17 protein-coding genes are annotated in these 16,931 nt (G+C 70.1%); 8 read left to right on the forward strand and 9 right to left on the reverse strand.

All coding sequences use genetic code 11. The features are described from left to right. Positions 1–68 precede the first annotated feature (68 nt). The 3 genes from AC07RM_RS28505 to AC07RM_RS28515 all read right to left on the reverse strand — a co-directional run bounded on the left by AC07RM_RS28505 (position 69) and on the right by AC07RM_RS28515 (position 2,430). Complete coding sequence (locus tag AC07RM_RS28505) at positions 69–905, reverse strand: helix-turn-helix transcriptional regulator (RefSeq protein WP_495336684.1); 837 nt, start codon at positions 903–905, stop codon at positions 69–71. A gap of 68 nt (positions 906–973) precedes the next feature. Continuing rightward, the gene (locus AC07RM_RS28510) at positions 974–1,435 is read right to left on the reverse strand and encodes a hypothetical protein (RefSeq protein WP_495336685.1); all 462 of its coding nucleotides are present in this window, start codon (positions 1,433–1,435) and stop codon (positions 974–976) included. Beyond that, a complete protein-coding gene (locus tag AC07RM_RS28515) occupies positions 1,432–2,430 on the reverse strand; it encodes a D-2-hydroxyacid dehydrogenase family protein (protein WP_495336686.1) in 999 nt (332 codons plus the stop codon). The genes AC07RM_RS28510 and AC07RM_RS28515 overlap by 4 nt, the downstream gene beginning before the upstream one ends. 71 nt (positions 2,431–2,501) lie before the next feature. On the opposite strand from AC07RM_RS28515, the gene AC07RM_RS28520 reads away from it, so the two are divergent. After that, positions 2,502–3,419: a LysR family transcriptional regulator gene (locus AC07RM_RS28520; RefSeq protein WP_495336687.1), complete on the forward strand. Its 918-nt coding sequence runs from the start codon at positions 2,502–2,504 to the stop codon at positions 3,417–3,419. On the opposite strand, the gene AC07RM_RS28525 is transcribed toward AC07RM_RS28520, so the two are convergent. From AC07RM_RS28525 to AC07RM_RS28550, 6 genes are all read right to left on the reverse strand, one after another. Next, complete coding sequence (locus AC07RM_RS28525) at positions 3,407–3,733, reverse strand: thioredoxin family protein (RefSeq protein ID WP_093348235.1); 327 nt, start codon at positions 3,731–3,733, stop codon at positions 3,407–3,409. The genes AC07RM_RS28520 and AC07RM_RS28525 overlap by 13 nt on opposite strands. A 109-nt stretch (positions 3,734–3,842) precedes the next feature. Further along, on the reverse strand, positions 3,843–4,532 hold the full coding sequence (locus AC07RM_RS28530) for an HAD family hydrolase (RefSeq protein ID WP_398497528.1): 690 nt from the start codon (positions 4,530–4,532) through the stop codon (positions 3,843–3,845). A 331-nt stretch (positions 4,533–4,863) separates the two neighbouring features. Further along, positions 4,864–5,640 (reverse strand): SDR family oxidoreductase, encoded by a 777-nt coding sequence (locus tag AC07RM_RS28535; protein WP_495323373.1) that lies wholly within the window; start codon positions 5,638–5,640, stop codon positions 4,864–4,866. 95 nt (positions 5,641–5,735) lie between these two features. Beyond that, positions 5,736–6,668, reverse strand: coding sequence for a pseudouridine synthase (locus AC07RM_RS28540; RefSeq protein WP_495336688.1), 933 nt, complete (start codon positions 6,666–6,668; stop codon positions 5,736–5,738). After that, on the reverse strand, positions 6,665–7,954 hold the full coding sequence (locus tag AC07RM_RS28545; protein WP_495336713.1) for a leucine-rich repeat-containing protein kinase family protein: 1,290 nt from the start codon (positions 7,952–7,954) through the stop codon (positions 6,665–6,667). Before AC07RM_RS28545 ends, AC07RM_RS28540 begins: the two co-directional genes overlap by 4 nt. A 49-nt stretch (positions 7,955–8,003) precedes the next feature. Next, positions 8,004–9,065: an MBL fold metallo-hydrolase gene (locus AC07RM_RS28550; RefSeq protein ID WP_495336689.1), complete on the reverse strand. Its 1,062-nt coding sequence runs from the start codon at positions 9,063–9,065 to the stop codon at positions 8,004–8,006. A gap of 126 nt (positions 9,066–9,191) precedes the next feature. Between AC07RM_RS28550 and AC07RM_RS28555 the strand changes: the two genes are divergently transcribed. The 7 genes from AC07RM_RS28555 to AC07RM_RS28585 all read left to right on the forward strand — a co-directional run bounded on the left by AC07RM_RS28555 (position 9,192) and on the right by AC07RM_RS28585 (position 16,894). Then, positions 9,192–9,632, forward strand: a complete 441-nt coding sequence (locus AC07RM_RS28555; RefSeq protein WP_208510941.1) for a MerR family transcriptional regulator — start codon at positions 9,192–9,194, stop codon at positions 9,630–9,632. A gap of 63 nt (positions 9,633–9,695) precedes the next feature. After that, positions 9,696–10,424 carry a carbonate dehydratase gene (can, locus tag AC07RM_RS28560; RefSeq protein WP_495336690.1) on the forward strand — a complete coding sequence of 243 codons (729 nt, stop codon included), beginning with the start codon at positions 9,696–9,698 and terminating at the stop codon, positions 10,422–10,424. Positions 10,425–10,444: 20 nt separating this feature from the next. Further along, the gene (gene aceK / locus AC07RM_RS28565) at positions 10,445–12,265 is read left to right on the forward strand and encodes a bifunctional isocitrate dehydrogenase kinase/phosphatase (protein WP_495336691.1); all 1,821 of its coding nucleotides are present in this window, start codon (positions 10,445–10,447) and stop codon (positions 12,263–12,265) included. Positions 12,266–12,320: 55 nt separating this feature from the next. Continuing rightward, positions 12,321–13,505 carry an acetyl-CoA C-acyltransferase gene (locus tag AC07RM_RS28570; RefSeq protein WP_208510939.1) on the forward strand — a complete coding sequence of 395 codons (1,185 nt, stop codon included), beginning with the start codon at positions 12,321–12,323 and terminating at the stop codon, positions 13,503–13,505. A gap of 130 nt (positions 13,506–13,635) precedes the next feature. Beyond that, on the forward strand, positions 13,636–14,883 hold the full coding sequence (locus tag AC07RM_RS28575; protein WP_093348258.1) for a glutamate carboxypeptidase: 1,248 nt from the start codon (positions 13,636–13,638) through the stop codon (positions 14,881–14,883). A 36-nt stretch (positions 14,884–14,919) separates the two neighbouring features. Next, entirely contained in the window at positions 14,920–16,047 is a 1,128-nt protein-coding gene (locus AC07RM_RS28580; protein WP_057596576.1) for an acyl-CoA dehydrogenase family protein, read from the forward strand. 13 nt (positions 16,048–16,060) lie between these two features. Beyond that, positions 16,061–16,894: a metallophosphoesterase gene (locus tag AC07RM_RS28585; protein WP_495336692.1), complete on the forward strand. Its 834-nt coding sequence runs from the start codon at positions 16,061–16,063 to the stop codon at positions 16,892–16,894. The last annotated feature ends 37 nt before the right edge of the window (positions 16,895–16,931 follow it).

Raw genomic sequence — 16,931 nt, forward strand, 5'->3', positions numbered from 1 at the left:
GGGGCGAACGGCCGGGCGGCGCGTCCCCCGCGAAGGGGACGGCAAGGACTTCGATCAGCGAGGGAGGGTCAGGCCGCGAGCCGCACCAGCGCGGCGCGGTCGTGGATGCCGAGCTTGAGGTAGGCGCGCTTGCGCAGCGTGACCACGCTCGAGGGCGCGATGTCGAGATCGGCCGCGATGCCGTCGGCCGTGAGTCCGCAGGCGATGCGCGCCGCCACGTCGAGCTCGCGCGCGCTCAACGCGACCGCCAGCGCCGCGATGCGCGCGCGGGCCAGCGCGATGCGGGTGTCCATGTCGGGCCCGACCCCGCCCGCGCCCACCAGGTTGCGGTGCACCTGCCGCAGCAGCGGCGACACCGCGAGCACGCGCTCGATCTCCTGCGGCGCGAAGCGGCCCATGGCCTCGCTGCGGTAGAGGTTGATCGAGAACGCAGTGCGCGGCGCCGGCATGTAGAGCAGCGCCAGCCGCTCCGAGAGGTGCTCGCGCTCGTAGATCTGCTGGCGCCAGCCGGCATCGGGGATGTCGGGCGAGCGCATGTGCAGCACCGTCATCGCAGCCGACTCGCGGGTCTGCACGCGCATCTGCCGCGCGATGCGCGTGGCGTCGTCGAAGCGGTAGAAGTGGCGCCGGTACTGCGCGAAGCAGTCGCGCGTGACGTTGGGCGTGGCCGCGTGGAACGAGTGCCCCTCGATCTGCGCCGGTGCCTCGTCGCCGTGCGACACCAGCGAGATGAACTCGACCGGCAGCAGCGCATTGAGGAAATGCAGCATCGCGCGCGCCGGCGCCGCGTCGCGCGGCGCATCGAGCAGCAGCGAGACCGCGCGCAGGTCGAGCACGGCCGACGACGGCCGGCCGAGGGCGGCATCGGAGACCTGCCAGGTGGATTGCGGCGACGGCGGCTGCATGCCGGAATTGTGGCGGCCGGCGGCGCGGCGCGGAATGCCTGGCGCTCGGGATTAACCCGCGCCGGCCTTCAGGCGGTCGCCGCGTGGCCCCGGCTCAAGGCGGCGAAGGTCCGGGCCTGCCACGCGAACTCCTCGGCGAAGGCCTCGGGGTCCGCGATCGCGTAGGCGCCATAGGCATAGACCGTGGCGTAGGCCGCGTACTCGGCGGCCTGCAAGGCGCGCCCGGCCACGGACTGGAACACCGCATAAGTCGCGGACACCGCCGCATGGGCCGACGCATCGATCGAGGCCGAGCCCGGGTGGCTGGCAGCGATGTGCGCCATGCGCTGTGCCGCCTGCGCGAGTTCGGCGCGGCTGCCGCGGCCTTCGAGGTACGCACCGAGCCCGTCGAGGCACTGCAGCGCCTCGGGCGCTTCCAGCAGATGCCGCACGCGCTGCACGCAGGCGAACCCGAAGCGCAACCGCAGCGGCTCCTGCGCCGCGTCCTCGAGCCGGGCCGCGGCGGCGAGCCGCTGCAGCGCCTCGTTCATGCCGGGGTGGGCGCGGCGCGCAGGCGGCCGAGCACCTCGGGATTGACGACATTGCTCGGCTGCCCGTGCGCGAAGGCCACGATCTGGTCGAACACGTCGGAGAACTGCAGCTCGTACTCCTCGCGCGTTACGTAGCCGATGTGCGGCGTGCAGACCAGGTTCGGCAACCGCAGCAGCGGATCGGCGGGATCGACCAGCGGCTCGGTCTCGTAGACGTCGACCGCGCCCATGCCGGGCCGGCCGGCCTGCAGCGCGGCCACCAGCGCACCGGGCTCGATCAGGCCGGCGCGGCTGGTGTTCACGAGGATCGCGTCGGGCTTCATGCGCGCGAGGTCCTCGCGCCGCACGATGCCGCGCGTGGCCGGCACCAGCCGCATGTGGAGCGAGATCGCATCGCAGTCGCCGAAGAAACTCTCTCGGTCCGGCGCGCATTCGCGGCCGTCCGCGCGCGCCCGGGCCATCGACTCGGGCCGCGCCCACACGCGCACCTTCATGCCAAAGGCCTCGGCATAGCCCGCCACCGCCTGCCCGATGCGGCCATAGCCGTAGATCCCGAGCGTCTTGCCGCGCAGCGTGCTGCCCACGCCGGTCTGCCAGCCGCCGCGCTGCAGCGACGCCATCTGCTGCGGAATCCGCCGCGCCGCGCACAGCAGCAGCGCCCATGTGAGCTCGGCCGCGGCGTACGAAGGCGTGCCCGCATGCGGGTCCGACGACAGCACGATGCCCAGCCGCGTGCAGGCCTCGACGTCGATGTGCGGATAGACGCTGCGCTGGCTGATCAGCCGCAGCCGCGGCAGCCGCTCGAGCACCGGCGCGCGCAGCGCGGTGCGCTCGCGGATCAGCACCACGGCATCGGCCTGCGACAGCCGCTGCACCAGCGCGTCGGGCTCGTCCACGTGGTCGTTCCACACCGTCACCTCGTGCCCGTCGAGCTTGGCGAAGCAGGGCAGCGTGCGCAGCGTGTCGAAGTAGTCGTCCAGCACCGTGATGTTCATGGCGGCGGATTCTGTGCCTGCAACCCGGCTGCGTAAAATGAATTTATCTGGACCATTGCTGCAATCGCCTCATGAAAGTGGACATGCTCGGCCTGCAGGCATTCCTCGCCGTGGCGGAGCACGGCAGCTTCCATGCCGGCGCCGATTCGCTGCACATCACCTCCACCGCGCTGACGCGCCGGCTGCAGAACCTCGAGGCGGTGCTCGGCGTGCAACTGGTGGAACGCACCACGCGCTCGCTGGCGCTCACGGTGATCGGCCAGAACTTCCTGCCACAGGCGCGGCGCCTGCTCGCCGACATCTCCTCGGCCATGCTCGGCATCCGCGAGGCCGGCCAGGCCTCGCGCGGCAACGTGACGCTGGCCTGCGTGCCGACGGTCGGCGTGCAGTTCCTGCCCGCGGTGATCCAGGCCTACAGCGCCCTGTTCCCCGGCAACCGCATCAAGATCCTCGACCACTCGTCGGCCGGCGTGGCCGGCGCGATCCTGCAGCGCGAGGCCGAGTTCGGCATCAGCATCGCCGAGTCCTACGAGCCCGAGCTGGAGCGCATCCCGCTGCTGGACGACCGCTTCGTGCTCGCCTGCCGCGACGACCATCCGCTGGCGCGCCGCCGCAGCATCGCCTGGTCGCAGCTCGAGGGCCACGCGCTGATCGTGCCGGGCCCGGGCAGCAGCAACCGCCCGCTGCTCGATGCGGCGCTGGCACCGAGCGGACTGAACCTGCCCTTCGTCTACGAGGTGCAGCGCAGCTCGACCGCCGTCGGGCTGGTGGCACAGGGCGTGGGCGCCGCCGTGGTGCCGAAGCTGGCCGTGCAGGACGGCACCTACCCGCGCATCGTGCTGATCGCGCTCGCGCAGCCCACGGTGCGGCGCAGCTTCGCGCTGCTGTCGCGCAAGGGCGCGGTGCTGTCGCCCGCCGCGCAGGCGCTCTACCGCCTGATCCTGTCGATGGCGAAGCCGGCGCGCGGCCGGCGCGCTCAGGCCGGCTGAGCGATCTTCGCGAGCGCCTCGGCGATCGAGGCGCTGTCGGTGGGCCGCACCAGCTTGGCCACTTCGCGGCCATCGCGCATGAACACCAGCGTGGGCCACAGCTTCACGCCGAACGAGCGGCCCAGCGGACGCCCGCTGCCGTCCTCGACCTTGATGTGGCGCAGGCCCGGATGCTGCGCGAAGGCCGCAGCGATGTCCGGCTGCGCGGCCTTGCAGACGCCGCACCAGTTGGTGCCGAACTCGACCACCGCGGGGCCTTGCAGGGCGTCGATCTCGCTGCGTTCGGGCTGTTCGGTCTTGTACTCGGAGGTCATGCGCGGGGGCTCCTGGTGGGCATTGGATGGTGTGCAGCCGCCGCCGGCGGCCGGTCGTGATTCGATTCGAACAGAAAGCCGGCAGCCCTGCCGCCGGTGGGTGTTCGCTTCAGCCGATGGGCCGGTGCGCCGCGAGCAGTGCCGGCAGTTCGGCCATGTCGCTGAACACCTGCACCGCGCCGACGCTGCGCAGCGCCTCGGGCCCGCTGTGGCCCGACTCGCCCGTGCTGTAGCCGAACACCGTCGCGCCCGCCGCCACGCCCGCCATCGCGCCCGTGACCGTGTCCTCGACCACCGCGCAGCGCTTCGGATCCACGCCCAGCGCCGCCGCCGCCGCGAGGTACACGTCGGGCGCGGGCTTGGAGCGCGGCATCTCGTGCCCGCTGAAGATCCGTCCCGCGAAGCAGTCGAGGATGCCGACCTTCTCGAGCTGCAACTCGACCTTGAAGCGATCCGCGCCCGAGGCGCAGGCGATGCGCCCGTCGAGCTGCTCGAACAGCGCGCGCACCGCGGCGGGCGCATTCGGAATCGCCGTCAGGTCCCGCTCGAGCGCCTCGTTGCGGCGCTCGCGAAAGCCATGCAGCCATTCGGGCGTGATGCGAAAGCCGGTCTTCGACTCGATCAGATCGGCTTCGTCCTTCACCGCCTTGCCGGTGAAGATGCGCATCGATTCGTCGGTGGTGAGAGGCCAGCCCAGTTCGCCGAGCATCTCGGCAAGCACGCGGTTGGTGATGGGTTCGGAGTCGACGAGGACACCGTCGCAGTCGAAAAGGACCGCGGCGAAAGGAAAGGAAGACATGGGGAGATGGTACCGGCCGAGCAAAGCGAAGGCCCGGCCAGTCCCCAAAGGCCGAGCGAAGCGATGGCCCGCCCCACCCCCTCTGGCTGTGCCGAGGAGCGCAGGCGTAGGCGGGATCAGGGCCGCAGCTGTCTGAGCGCAACGAAGTGGAGCGAGTTCTGCGGACCCCCGCCGTAGCCGAGCACCGCAGGTTGCCCGTAGCGAAGCGGAGGGACACAGACAGCGGGGTCGCCTTTTCTTTGGTTACTTTCTTTTGGCGAAGCAAAAGAAAGTGACTCGCCCGCCGGGGCGAGACCCGGCCAACAGCCTCAACAAAAGCGCAGCAAACAAATCAACGCGCGTGCGTCACCCCCCCATCCACCACCAACGTAGACCCCATCACATAGTCCCCCGCATTCGAAGCCAGAAAGATCGCCGCCCCCGCCATGTCTTCGGGCTTCCCGATCCGCCCCGCCGGAATCCGCCCCTTGATCTCATCCCCATGGTCCCGGGCATCCTTGTTCATGCTCGACGCAAAGGCCCCCGGCGCAATCGCACTCACCACGATCCCGTCCTGCGCCAGCCGCAGCGCCATGCGCCGCGTGAGCTGGATCAGCCCCGCCTTGCTCGCCGCATACGAGTAGGTCTCCTGCGGATTCACCGAGATCCCGTCGATCGAGGCGATGTTGATCACCTTCGCGAGGTGATCGCCCCCCGCGGCCGCCTTCTTCAGCAGCGGCGTCAACGCCTGCGTCAGGAAGAACGGCGTCTTGAGGTTCAGGTCGACCACCTTGTCCCACCCGCTCTCCGGAAACTCCGCATAGGGCGCACCCCAGGCGGCACCGGCGTTGTTGACCAGGATGTCCAGCGAGGACTCGTGCTTCGCGAACGCGGCGACCAGCGCCTGCGCCCCTTCGAGCGTCGACACGTCGGCCGGCAGCGACACGCAATGCCCGAAGGCCGACAGCTCCTTGGCCGTCTGGTCGCAGGCCTCGGCCTTGCGCGCCGAGATGTAGACCCGCGCGCCCTGCGCGAGATAGCCCTCGGCGATCATGCGGCCGATGCCGCGCGAGCCGCCGGTGATGAGGGCGGTGCGGCCCTGGAGCGAGAAGAGTCGGGTGGTGTCCATGTGCGGCGTCTCCTGGTGTGCATGAGGCCGCCCGATGGAAGAAAGGCAAGGGCAGCCGGAGGCCGCAGCTTAGTGCCGGCGTCGCGCCGCGGGCGTCACCTTGGCGCCAGCAGCAGGCGCAGCTGGCTGTCGAAGCGGCGCGGCTCGCCGGTCACTGGATCGGTGAAGGCGATGGAGCGCGCCAGCAGCTGCAGCGGCCGCTCGAAGTCGTCGGTGTCGGCCGGTGTCAGCACAGGATAGAAGGGGTCGTTCACGATCGGCATGCCCAGCGCCATGCAGTGCACCCGCAGCTGGTGCCGCCGGCCCGTGACCGGCGACAGCGCGAGATGCGCGAGGCCGTCGAAGACCTTCAGCACCGCGATGCCGGTCTCGGAGTTGGGCTCGCCGGGTGCCTCCTTCACCTGCATGAAGTGCGCGTCGTCGACCAGCCGGCTGCGGTAGACCGAGGGCAGCGCGGCCGCGGCGGCCGCGCCGCCGGGTAGCGGCACGATCGCCTCGTAGTCCTTGTGCACCGTGCGCTGCGCGAACATGGTCTGGTAGGCGCCCCGCGTCTCGGGCCGCAGCGAGAACAGCAGCAGGCCCGCGGTGCTGCGGTCGATGCGGTGCAGCGGCGACAGCGCCTCGATGCCGAGCTTGCGCTTGAGCCGCACCAGCAGGCTCTGGTGCAGGTACTTGCCGGTGGGCGTGACCGGCACGAAGTGCGGCTTGTCGACCACCAGCAGGTGTTCGTCGCGGTACAGCACCTGCTCCTCGAACGGGATCGCCGGCTCGGTGTCGAGCGCGCGGTAGTAGAAGACGCGCAGCGGCGCCTGGTAGCGGCGCTCGGGCGTGACGGGCACGCCGTGCTCGTCGACCACCTCGCCGTCGCGGATGCGCCGCATCCAGGCCTCGGGCGCGATCGCGGTGAAGCGCGCGATCAGGAAATCGGCGATGGTGGGCCAGTGGTCCTCGGTCGGCAGGCCCACGCAGCTCGCGCTCACGCCGTCGCGCATCGGCAGCGGCGGATGGGCGAGGCGGCCGCGGCTCATGCGAGGGCCTCTTCAAGCAGCGCGGCCGAGGGCCGCGCGGCCACCTCGGGCAGCAGGCAGCGATCGCGCAGCGCCGTCATCGCGGGAAGCGGTTCATCGCAGCGCGCGGCCAGTTCCTCGAGCAGGCAGCCGAAGGCGCGCACCTCCAGTTGCCGCGCGCGTGCCGCGGCGTCGGCGGGCAGCGCATCGGCGAACCAGGCGGCGCCGAAGTCGCCGAGCCGCGCGCCCTGCTCGGGATGCCAGAGGATGTTGTGCGCATAGAGATCGCCATGCACCAGGCCGCGCGCATGCAGGTGCCGCATCGCCGCGGCGATGTCGCGCGCGATGCGCAACGCGGTGGCGGTGGACCAGCGGGCCTGCTCGGCATAGACGTCGCGCGTGCACGAGGCCAGGCTCGGCGGCCCCGCGAGCGTGCGGAACGAGGCCGGCACGCGCGCCATCACCAGGCCCTGCGTGCCCTCGGGATGGCCGTCGATGCGGCCCTGCGCGCCGATCAGGGTGGCATGGGCGCCGGCCGCGATGCTGGCCGCGAGCTCGCTGCGCGGCCAGCCGTCGCTGGTGACGGCTCCCTTGAACAGCTTGACCGCGACCGGCTCCCGCTCGTTCAGCAGCGCCTCGTGGATCACGCCCGAGGCGCCTTCGCCGAGCTGCGCGCCCAGCCGTAGCGCATGCCAGTCGATGCGCGGCACCGCGGGCGCGATCGCCGCGGCCTCCTCGTCGCGCGCGTCGAAGGCATTGCCGGCGGCGGCCAGCCACGACAGGCGCGGCATCGACCACAACCAGCCAGGCGGCGTGGCGAAGCGGTTGGCGGAGATGCGCAGCAGCTCGAGCCGGGTGCAGCCGGCCAGCGTCTCGGGCAGGCGACTCAGGCGGTTGCCCGCGAGCATCAGCTTCTGCATGCGCGCGCAGTCGCCCAGCGTGTCGGGCAGGCGCTCGATCGCGTTGTCGGTCAGGATCAGCCAGCGCAGCGAGGGCGCGAGCGCCGCGGCCGGCACCTCGGCGATGCGGTTGGCCTTGAAGCCCACGATGTCGAGGTTCGCGCAGTCGCCGATCGATTCGGGCAGCCGCGTGAAGCGGTTGTCGGAGCAGAACAGCACGCGCAGCCGGTGCAGCCGGCCCAGGTCGTCAGGCAGGCGGTCGAGCGCATTGCCCGTGAGGTTCAGCACCTCGAGCGTGTCGGCCAGCTCGAAAATCTCGCGCGGAAATTCCTCGAGGCCGCAGCCCAGGTCGAGCCGCGTGGCGCCGGCCAGCCGGCCCGCGCGCAGATCGGCCAGCGTGTGCGACATGTTCATGCCCGCGAGTCTATGCGCGGCCGTCCGCCGCGCCGCGCCGGCTTCAGTGCAGGGCGCCGAAGCGGTAGATGCCGTCGGCGCCCAGCTCGCGCTTCACCTGCCCCGAATACCAGAGCAGGTGCAGGTGCGCCACGGTCTCGCCCATCGCGAAGGTCATCTGGTGCAGGTCGAGTTCGCGCTTGAACAGGATCGGCAGCCCCTCGAAGGCCGTGATCGGCCGCGCCAGCGCGACCTCGAGCAACTCGGCCAGGCGGTCGCGGTGGTGCTCCTGCAGCTGCTCGACGCGGCGGTGGATGCCGGTGAAGGGCTTGCCGTGCGCGGGCAGGCCGAGGGTGTCGACGGGCAGCGACTTGAAGCGCTCGATGCTGTCGAGGAACAGCCGCAGCGCATTCGCCTCGGGCTCGCCCGCGTACACGCTCACGTTGGTCGAGATGCGCGGCAGCATCATGTCGCCGCCCAGCAGCAGCTTGAGGTCGTCGCAGTAAAGCGCGATGTGCTCGGGCGCGTGGCCGTAGCCGCTGATGCAGCGCCAGGCATGGCCGCCGATGTCGATGCTGTCGCCGTCGAGCATGCGCACGAAGCTCTCGGGCACCGAGGGCACCATGTTGGCGTAGTAGTTGGTGCGGCCGCGGATCTTGTCGAGCGCCTCGGGGTTGGCCAGGCCGTGCGCGCTGAAGAAGCGCGCGGCATGCTCGCCGCCCGCCAGCGTGTCGCCGCTGCTGCAGAGCACGCGTGCCACGTGGTAGTCGGTGGAGCTGATCCACAGCGGCACGTTCCAGCGCTTGCACAGCCAGTCGGCCAGGCCGATGTGGTCGGGGTGCATGTGGGTGACGATCACGCGCACGATCGGCAGGCCCTGCAGCTGGGTCTCGAACACCTGCTCCCACTGGGCCCGCGCCTCGTCGCGCGAGATGCAGCAGTCGACCACGGTCCAGCCCTCGACGCCGCGGTAGTTGTCGCGCAGCAGCCAGAGGTTGATGTGGTCGAGCGCGAACGGCAGCCGCATCCGGATCCAGCGCACGCCGGGCGCCACTTCGAGGGCCTCGCCGGGCGCGGGCAGGGTGTCGCCGAGGGGGTAGTGGAGTTCGCGTTCGAGCAGATTCATGTAGGATTGACGTTTACGTAAACGTCATGGGTTGAGGGCACCATTGTAGAGAGCGCGGCGCAAATGTGCTGTCGCCCCCGCAACGCCCCCTTTCCGGCGCCTCCCGTGTTCCCTGAACAAGCCCTCATGCCAGCGCAAACCTTCACCATCAGCCAGCTCGCGAAGGAATTCGACCTGACGACGCGGGCGATCCGCTTCTACGAGGACATGGGGCTGCTCACGCCCGAGCGCGCCGGCCTGCAGCGCATCTACAGCGCGCGCGACCGGGCCCGGCTCACGCTCACGCTGCGCGCCAAGCGCCTGGGCCTGAGCCTGACCGAGGCCAAGGACATCCTCGACATGTACGACAGCCCGCGCGACACGGTGCCGCAACTCGAGCGCTTCCTCAGCATCCTGGGCGCCCACCGCGCGCAGCTCGAGGGCCAGCTCGCCGAGCTGCAGGCCAATATCGCGGAAGTGCGTGCTCACGAAAAGAAGGGCCAGACGGCGCTGGCGCGCGCGCAGAAGGCCGAAACCGCCGGCAAGCCCAAGGCCAGGCCACCGCGACCGGCCCGAACCACCGCCTGAGAGAGCCCCCGGCGCCGGGCGCCGCCGCACCGAATCCCCCTCCACCTCACCGACAATCCCCGCATGTCCGAATCCCTCGACGACCTCTTCGCCCACAACCGCGCCTGGTCCGCGCAGATGGAACGCGACCGGCCTGGTTTCTTCACCAGCCTGGTCAAGCAGCAGACGCCGCGCTACATGTGGATCGGCTGTTCCGACAGCCGCGTGCCGGCCAACCAGATCACCGGCCTCGAGCCCGGCGAGGTGTTCGTGCACCGCAACGTGGCCAACATCGTGGTGCACTCCGACCTCAACGCGCTGTCGGCGATCCAGTTCGCGGTCGAGCACCTGAAGGTCGAGCACATCATGGTGGTGGGCCACTACGGCTGCGCGGGCGTGAAGGCCGCGCTCAACGGCACCCGCATCGGCCTGGCCGACAACTGGATCCGCCACATCCAGGACGTGCGCGACCGCCACCACGTGATGCTCGACAGCTTCTCGGAAGAAGTGCGCGCCGACGCGCTGTGCGAACTCAACGTCGCCGAGCAGGTGGTCAACGTGGCCGTCAGCACGGTGATGGTCGACGCCTGGAGCCGCGGCCAGAAGGTCACGATCCACGGCTGGACCTTCGGCGTGCACGACGGCCTGCTGCAGGACCTGGGCATGAGCGTGGAAGGCGACAAGTCGCTCGAATCGCTCTACCGCGCCGCCGTGCAGCGCGTGCGCCACAAGTACAGCCGCCCCGGCGAGCTGGTGACCAAACTCACGGGCAAGCCCGCCGCGGCGCCCGCGCCCGCGCCCGCGGCCGACTGAGACCGCGCCCGCTTCGGTCCATGTTCCCGCAGCGCCTCGACTCCCCGCTGGCCTACGACATCGCGAAGGCGATGATGGACGGCTTCAACCGGCACTACACGCTGTTCCGGGCCGAGTCGTCGCGCGCCAAGCACCGCTTCGAGACCGCCGACTGGCACGGCCAGCAGCGCGCGCAGCGCGAGCGCATCGAGTTCTACGACCTGCGCGTGAGCGAGGCGGTGGCGCGGCTCGAGAAGGAGTTCAAGGCCGGCGAGCAGCCGATGGACGTCTGGCACCAGATCAAGCTGCACTACATCGGCCTGCTGGTCGACCACCACCAGCCCGAGCTGGCCGAGAGCTTCTTCAACTCGGTCACCACCAAGATCCTGCACCGCGCGTACTTCCAGAACGACTTCATCTTCGTGCGCCCGGCGATCAGCACCGAGTACATCGAGCCGCGCGGCGCGCCCACCTACCGGCCCTACTATCCGTCGCCCGCCACGCTGGCCGACAGCATCGAGCAGATGCTCGACGACTTCGCGCTGCTCGGCAGCTGGGCCCACAAGCGGCGCGATGCCGAGCGCGTGGCGAGCGCGATGCAGGGGCGCTTCCACCAGGTCAAGCTGCGCGCCAACTTCCAGCTGCAGGTGCTCTCGGGGCTGTTCTATCGCAACAAGGGCGCCTACGTGGTCGGCAAGATCATGAACGGCTTCGTCGAGCTGGCGTTCGCGCTGCCGATCCTGCACGACGGCCAGGGCCGCTTCCACGTCGACGCGGTGCTGTTCGGTGAGGACGACCTGCAGATGCTGTTCAGCTTCGCGCGCGCCTACTTCATGGTCGACATGGAGGTTCCCTCGGCCTGCGTGCAGTTCCTGCGCTCGCTGATGCCGCGCAAGCCGCGCGCCGAGATCTACAACGCGCTCGGCCTGGCCAAGCAGGGCAAGACGCTGTTCTACCGCGACTTCCTCTCGCACCTGAACTACTCGAGCGACCGCTTCCGCATCGCGCCCGGCATCAAGGGCATGGTGATGCTGGTGTTCGACCTGCCCTCGTTCCCGTTCGTGTTCAAGGTCATCAAGGACTTCTATCCGCCGCCGAAGGACACCACGCGCGAGCAGATCAAGGGCAAGTACATGCTCGTGAAGCAGCACGACCGCGTGGGCCGCATGGCCGACACGCTCGAGTACAGCGACGTGGGTTTTCCGCTCGACCGCTTCGAGCCCGCGCTGATTGAGGAGATCCGGAAGTTCGCGCCCAGCCAGCTCGAGATCGGCGACCGCGACGGCAACGGGGAGATGGAGCTGGTGCTCAAGCACGTCTACATCGAGCGCCGGATGATCCCGCTGAACATCTACCTGCAGGAGGCCTTCGACATGCTCGCGCATCCCGAGAGCCCGGCGCAGGCCAGGCGCGCCAGGGAGCAGCTCGAGCAGGCGGTGATCGAGTACGGCAACGCGATCAAGGACATGGTGGCGGCCAACATCTTCCCGGGCGACATGCTGTGGAAGAACTTCGGCGTCACGCGCGGCGGCAAGGTCGTGTTCTACGACTACGACGAGATCGAATACATCACCGACTGCCAGTTCCGCAAGGTGCCCGCGCCGCGCAACGAGGAAGAGGAGATGAGCGGCGAGGTCTGGTATTCGGTCGGCCCGAAGGACGTGTTCCCCGAGACCTTCGAGCCCTTCCTGCTGGGCAACAAGGACGTGCGCGAAGCCTTCATGGCGCACCACGCCGACCTGCTCGACGCCGCTTTCTGGCAACACCACAAGGAACGCATCCAGGCCGGCCAGATGCTGGACGTGTTCCCGTACGAAGAGTCGCAACGCTTCCACGACGAGGAGCAGGCGGCGCATTCCTGACGGGCCTTCGCATCCGCGGACCCGCATTCTTTCTTCAGCTTCAAGGAGCACTCACATGTCCGAATCCATCGTCATCGTCGGCGCCGCCCGCACCCCCATGGGCAGCTTCCAGGGCGACTTCTCCTCCCTCGCGGCGCACGACCTCGGCGGCGCCGCGATCAGGGCCGCCGTCGAGCGCGCCGGCATCGCGCCCGACAGCGTGGGCGAGGTGCTGTTCGGCAACTGCCTGATGGCGGGCCAGGGCCAGGCGCCCGCGCGCCAGGCGGCCTACAAGGGCGGCCTGCCCGACAGCGCCGGCGCGGTCACGCTCAGCAAGATGTGCGGCTCGGCCATGAAGGCCGCGATGCTCGCGCACGACCTGCTGCTGGCCGGCACGCACGAGGTGATGGTGGCGGGCGGCATGGAGAGCATGACCAACGCGCCCTACCTGATGCTCAAGGGCCGCGGCGGCTACCGCATGGGCCACGACCGCATCTTCGACCACATGATGCTCGACGGCCTCGAGGACGCCTACCAGCCGGGCCGCTCGATGGGCACCTTCGGCGAGGACTGCGCGGCCAAGTACAAGTTCACGCGCGAACAGCAGGACGCCTTCGCCATCGCCAGCGTCGAGCGCGCCAAGAAGGCCACCGACACCGGCCTGTTCAAGGACGAGATCGTGCCGGTCACGGTCAAGGGCCGCGGCGGCGACACGCTGATCGCCATCGACGAAGGCCCGGGCAAGGTCAAGCTCGACAAGATCCCGACGCTCAAGCCGGCGTTCAAGAAGGAGAACGGCACCATCACCGCCGCCTCGAGCTCGTCGATCAACGACGGCGCCGCCGCGCTGGTGATGATGACCGAGTCGCATGCGAAGAAGATCGGCGCGAAGCCGATCGCGCGCATCGTCGGCCATGCCACGCACGCGCAGCAGCCTGAGTGGTTCTCGACCGCGCCGGTGGGCGCCGTGGCCAAGCTGTTCAAGAAGACCGGCTGGAGCGTCAAGGACGTGGACCTCTGGGAGGTCAACGAGGCCTTCGCGGTGGTGCCGATGGCGCTGATGCACGAGCTCGACGTGTCGCACGACCGCGTCAACATCCACGGCGGCGCCTGCGCGCTGGGCCACCCGATCGGCGCCAGCGGCGCGCGCATCATGGTCACGCTGATCCATGCGCTGAAGGCGCAGGGCAGGAAGCGCGGCGTGGCCACGCTGTGCATCGGCGGCGGCGAAGGCACCGCCGTGGCGCTCGAACTGCTGTAAAAGGTACGGCGCCCGTCCGCCGGCCCGGGCCGCCCGCCGCCTTCCGCCCCTCCCCGGGGCGGCCGGCCGGCGGCGGCCGCCGGCGGTCTTTCCCAGTTTTCGAACGAATCGCAGAAAAGCAGGAGGTCCCATGCGTCCCTTTCATTCACGCAACGTCATCGCCGCCGTGCTCGCGGGCGCCCTGCTCGCGCCGGCCGCCTGGGCGCAGAAGCGCGACAACGTGCTGTTCCAGGCCGCCACCGACGAGCAGCCCGCCGTCATCAAGACGCTGGAGAAGCTGGTCAACATCGAGACCGGCACCGGCGACGCCGAGGGCATCGCCGCGGCGGGCAACTTCCTCGAGGGCGAGCTGAAGAACCTGGGCTTCACCGTCACGCGCAGCAAGTCGGCCGGCCTGGTGGTGGGCGACAACATCGTCGGCAAGCTCAAGGGCCGCGGCGGCAAGAACCTGCTGCTGATGTCGCACATGGACACCGTCTACCTCAAGGGCACGCTCGCCAAGGCGCCGTTCCGCATCGAGGGCGACAAGGCCTACGGCCCCGGCATCGCCGACGACAAGGGCGGCAATGCCGTGATCCTGCACACGCTCAAGCTGCTCAAGGACTACGGCGTGCGCGACTACGGCACCATCACCGTGCTGTTCAACACCGACGAGGAGAAGGGCTCCTTCGGCTCGCGCGACCTGATCCAGGAAGAGGCCAAGCTGGCCGACTACGTGCTCTCGTTCGAGCCCACGGGCGCCGGCGACGAGAAGCTCTCGCTCGGCACCTCGGGCATCGCCTACGTGCAGGTCAACATCACGGGCAAGGCCTCGCACGCGGGCGCCGCGCCCGACCTCGGCGTGAACGCGCTGGTCGAGGCCTCCGACCTGGTGCTGCGCACCATGAGCATCGACGACAAGTCGAAGAACCTGCGCTTCAACTGGACCATCGCCAAGGCCGGCAACGTCTCGAACATCATCCCGGCCAGCGCCACGCTCAACGCCGACGTGCGCTATGCGCGCAACGAGGACTTCGATGCCGCGATGAAGACGCTCGAGGAGCGCGCGCAGCAGAAGAAGCTGCCCGATGCGGACGTGAAGGTGATCGTCACGCGCGGCCGCCCGGCCTTCAATGCCGGCGAAGGCGGCAGGAAGCTGGTCGACAAGGCGGTGGGCTACTACAAGGAAGCCGGCGGCACGCTGGGCGTGGAAGAACGCACCGGCGGCGGCACCGACGCGGCCTACGCGGCGCTGTCGGGCAAGCCCGTGATCGAGAGCCTGGGCCTGCCGGGCTTCGGCTACCACAGCGACAAGGCCGAGTACGTGGACATCAGCGCGATCCCGCGCCGCCTGTACATGGCCGCGCGCCTGATCATGGACCTGGGTTCGGGCAAGTAACGACGACGCGACGAGAACGACACAAGGAGACACGCCATGCTGCTGAGCACCGACCAGGAAGCCATCCGCGACGCCGTGCGCGATTTCGCGCAGGCCGAACTCTGGCCCCACGCGCCGAAGTGGGACCGCGAGCACAGCTTTCCGAAGGAAGTGCACCAGGGCCTCGCGGCGCTCGGTGCCTACGGCATCTGCGTGCCCGAGGAGCACGGCGGCGCCGGCCTCGACTACCTCACGCTCGCGCTGGTGCTCGAGGAGATCGCGGCCGGCGACGGCGGCACCAGCACCGCGATCAGCGTGACCAACTGCCCCGTCAACGCGATCCTGATGCGCTACGGCAATGCGCAGCAGAAGAAGCAGTGGCTCGAGCCGCTCGCGCAGGGGCGGATGCTCGGCGCCTTCTGCCTGACCGAGCCGCAGGCCGGCAGCGACGCCTCGAGCCTGCGCACCACCGCGCGCAAGGACGCCGACGGCTATGTGATCGACGGCGTGAAGCAGTTCATCACCAGCGGCAAGAACGGCCAGGTGGCGATCGTGATCGCGGTCACCGACAAGGCCGCGGGCAAGCGCGGCATGAGCGCCTTCATCGTGCCGACCGACGCGCCGGGCTACCAGGTGGCGCGGCTCGAGGACAAGCTCGGCCAGCACAGCAGCGACACCGCGCAGATCAACTTCGACGGCTGCCGCATCCCGGCGGAGAACCTGATCGGCGCCGAGGGCGAGGGCTACAAGATCGCGCTCGGCGCGCTCGAGGGCGGCCGCATCGGCATCGCGGCGCAGAGCGTGGGCATGGCGCGCAGCGCCTTCGACGTGGCCGTGGCCTATGCCAAGGAACGCCAGGCCTTCGGCGGGTCCATCTTCGACCAGCAGGCCGTGGGCTTCCGGCTCGCCGACTGCGCGACGCAGCTCGAGGCCGCGCGCCAGCTGATCTGGCATGCGGCGAGCCTGCGCGATGCCGGCCGCCCCTGCCTGAAAGAGGCCGCGATGGCCAAGCTGTTCGCGAGCGAGATGGCCGAGCGCGTGTGCAGCGCCGCGATCCAGACCCTGGGCGGCTACGGCTACGTGAACGACTTCCCGCTCGAGCGCATCTACCGCGACGTGCGCGTGTGCCAGATCTACGAAGGCACCTCGGACATCCAGAAGCTGCTGATCCAGCGGGCACTGTGAGCCGGCCGCGCTGATGCGCCGCCCCGGATGGCGCGCCCTCGCGGCGCTCGCGCTGGCCGCGCTCGGCCTCTGGAGCGTCGCGATCGAGCCGCGCTGGGTCGCGGCGCGCACCGAGACGCTGGACAGCGCCGCCTGGGGCGCGCAGCCGCGGCTGCGCATCGCGGTCGCGAGCGACTGGCACCTGACCGAACGCAGCCTCTGGCGCGTGACCGACGTGGAGCGCGCGCGCCGCATCGTCGACGCCATCAATGCCGCGCGGCCCGACCTGGTGCTGCTGCCCGGCGACTTCCTGGCCGGCCATGGCGGCGACGAGCCGCTGCCGATCGAGACCATGGCCGCGGTGCTCGGGCGGCTGAAGGCGCCGCTGGGCGTGTACGCGGTGCTCGGCAACCACGACTGGTGGCACGACGGCGCGCGCATCACGCACGCGCTGTCGGCGCAGGGCATCGTGGTGCTCGAGAACGATGCCGTGCCGCTGCCCGGGCGCGAGCTCTGGGTGGTGGGCATCGGCGACCACTCCACCGGTCATTCGCGGCCCGACCGCGCCTTGTCGCGCGTGCCGGCCGGTGCTCCAACGCTGGTGCTGATGCACGACCCCGCGAGCCTGGCCGGGATGCCGCGCCTCGCCGCGCCCGCGCCGGTGCTCACCGTGGCCGGCCACACCCATGGCGGCCAGGTCTGGGTGCCGGGCTACGGCGCGCCGATCGTGCCCGGCGCGGCACCGCGCACCTGGGCCTATGGCTGGATCGAGAACCGCGGCCGGCGCATGTACGTGACCAGCGGGCTGGGCGTGAGCATCCTGCCGGTGCGCCTCAACATGCGGCCCGAGTGGGTGCTGTTCGAGTAGGGACCAACGACCGCGCACCCGCGCCTTGTCATCGGTT

The sequence above is a fragment of the Variovorax sp. GW821-FHT09B05 genome (assembly GCF_059418265.1).

Bases quoted from the DNA above. Each gene is read 5' to 3' on its own strand.
- AC07RM_RS28575 (WP_093348258.1), top strand. From the start codon at position 13,636: ATGCGTCCCTTTCATTCACGCAACGTCATCGCCGCCGTGCTCGCGGGC.
- AC07RM_RS28525 (WP_093348235.1), bottom strand. From the start codon at position 3,733: ATGACCTCCGAGTACAAGACCGAACAGCCCGAACGCAGCGAGATCGAC.
- AC07RM_RS28520 (WP_495336687.1), top strand. From the start codon at position 2,502: ATGAAAGTGGACATGCTCGGCCTGCAGGCATTCCTCGCCGTGGCGGAG.
- AC07RM_RS28580 (WP_057596576.1), top strand. From the start codon at position 14,920: ATGCTGCTGAGCACCGACCAGGAAGCCATCCGCGACGCCGTGCGCGAT.
- AC07RM_RS28550 (WP_495336689.1), bottom strand. From the start codon at position 9,065: ATGAATCTGCTCGAACGCGAACTCCACTACCCCCTCGGCGACACCCTG.
- AC07RM_RS28515 (WP_495336686.1), bottom strand. From the start codon at position 2,430: ATGAACATCACGGTGCTGGACGACTACTTCGACACGCTGCGCACGCTG.
- AC07RM_RS28585 (WP_495336692.1), top strand. From the start codon at position 16,061: ATGCGCCGCCCCGGATGGCGCGCCCTCGCGGCGCTCGCGCTGGCCGCG.
- AC07RM_RS28540 (WP_495336688.1), bottom strand. From the start codon at position 6,668: ATGAGCCGCGGCCGCCTCGCCCATCCGCCGCTGCCGATGCGCGACGGC.
- AC07RM_RS28570 (WP_208510939.1), top strand. From the start codon at position 12,321: ATGTCCGAATCCATCGTCATCGTCGGCGCCGCCCGCACCCCCATGGGC.
- AC07RM_RS28535 (WP_495323373.1), bottom strand. From the start codon at position 5,640: ATGGACACCACCCGACTCTTCTCGCTCCAGGGCCGCACCGCCCTCATC.
- AC07RM_RS28530 (WP_398497528.1), bottom strand. From the start codon at position 4,532: ATGTCTTCCTTTCCTTTCGCCGCGGTCCTTTTCGACTGCGACGGTGTC.
- can (WP_495336690.1), top strand. From the start codon at position 9,696: ATGTCCGAATCCCTCGACGACCTCTTCGCCCACAACCGCGCCTGGTCC.
- AC07RM_RS28545 (WP_495336713.1), bottom strand. From the start codon at position 7,954: ATGTCGCACACGCTGGCCGATCTGCGCGCGGGCCGGCTGGCCGGCGCC.
- aceK (WP_495336691.1), top strand. From the start codon at position 10,445: ATGTTCCCGCAGCGCCTCGACTCCCCGCTGGCCTACGACATCGCGAAG.
- AC07RM_RS28555 (WP_208510941.1), top strand. From the start codon at position 9,192: ATGCCAGCGCAAACCTTCACCATCAGCCAGCTCGCGAAGGAATTCGAC.
- AC07RM_RS28505 (WP_495336684.1), bottom strand. From the start codon at position 905: ATGCAGCCGCCGTCGCCGCAATCCACCTGGCAGGTCTCCGATGCCGCC.
- AC07RM_RS28510 (WP_495336685.1), bottom strand. From the start codon at position 1,435: ATGAACGAGGCGCTGCAGCGGCTCGCCGCCGCGGCCCGGCTCGAGGAC.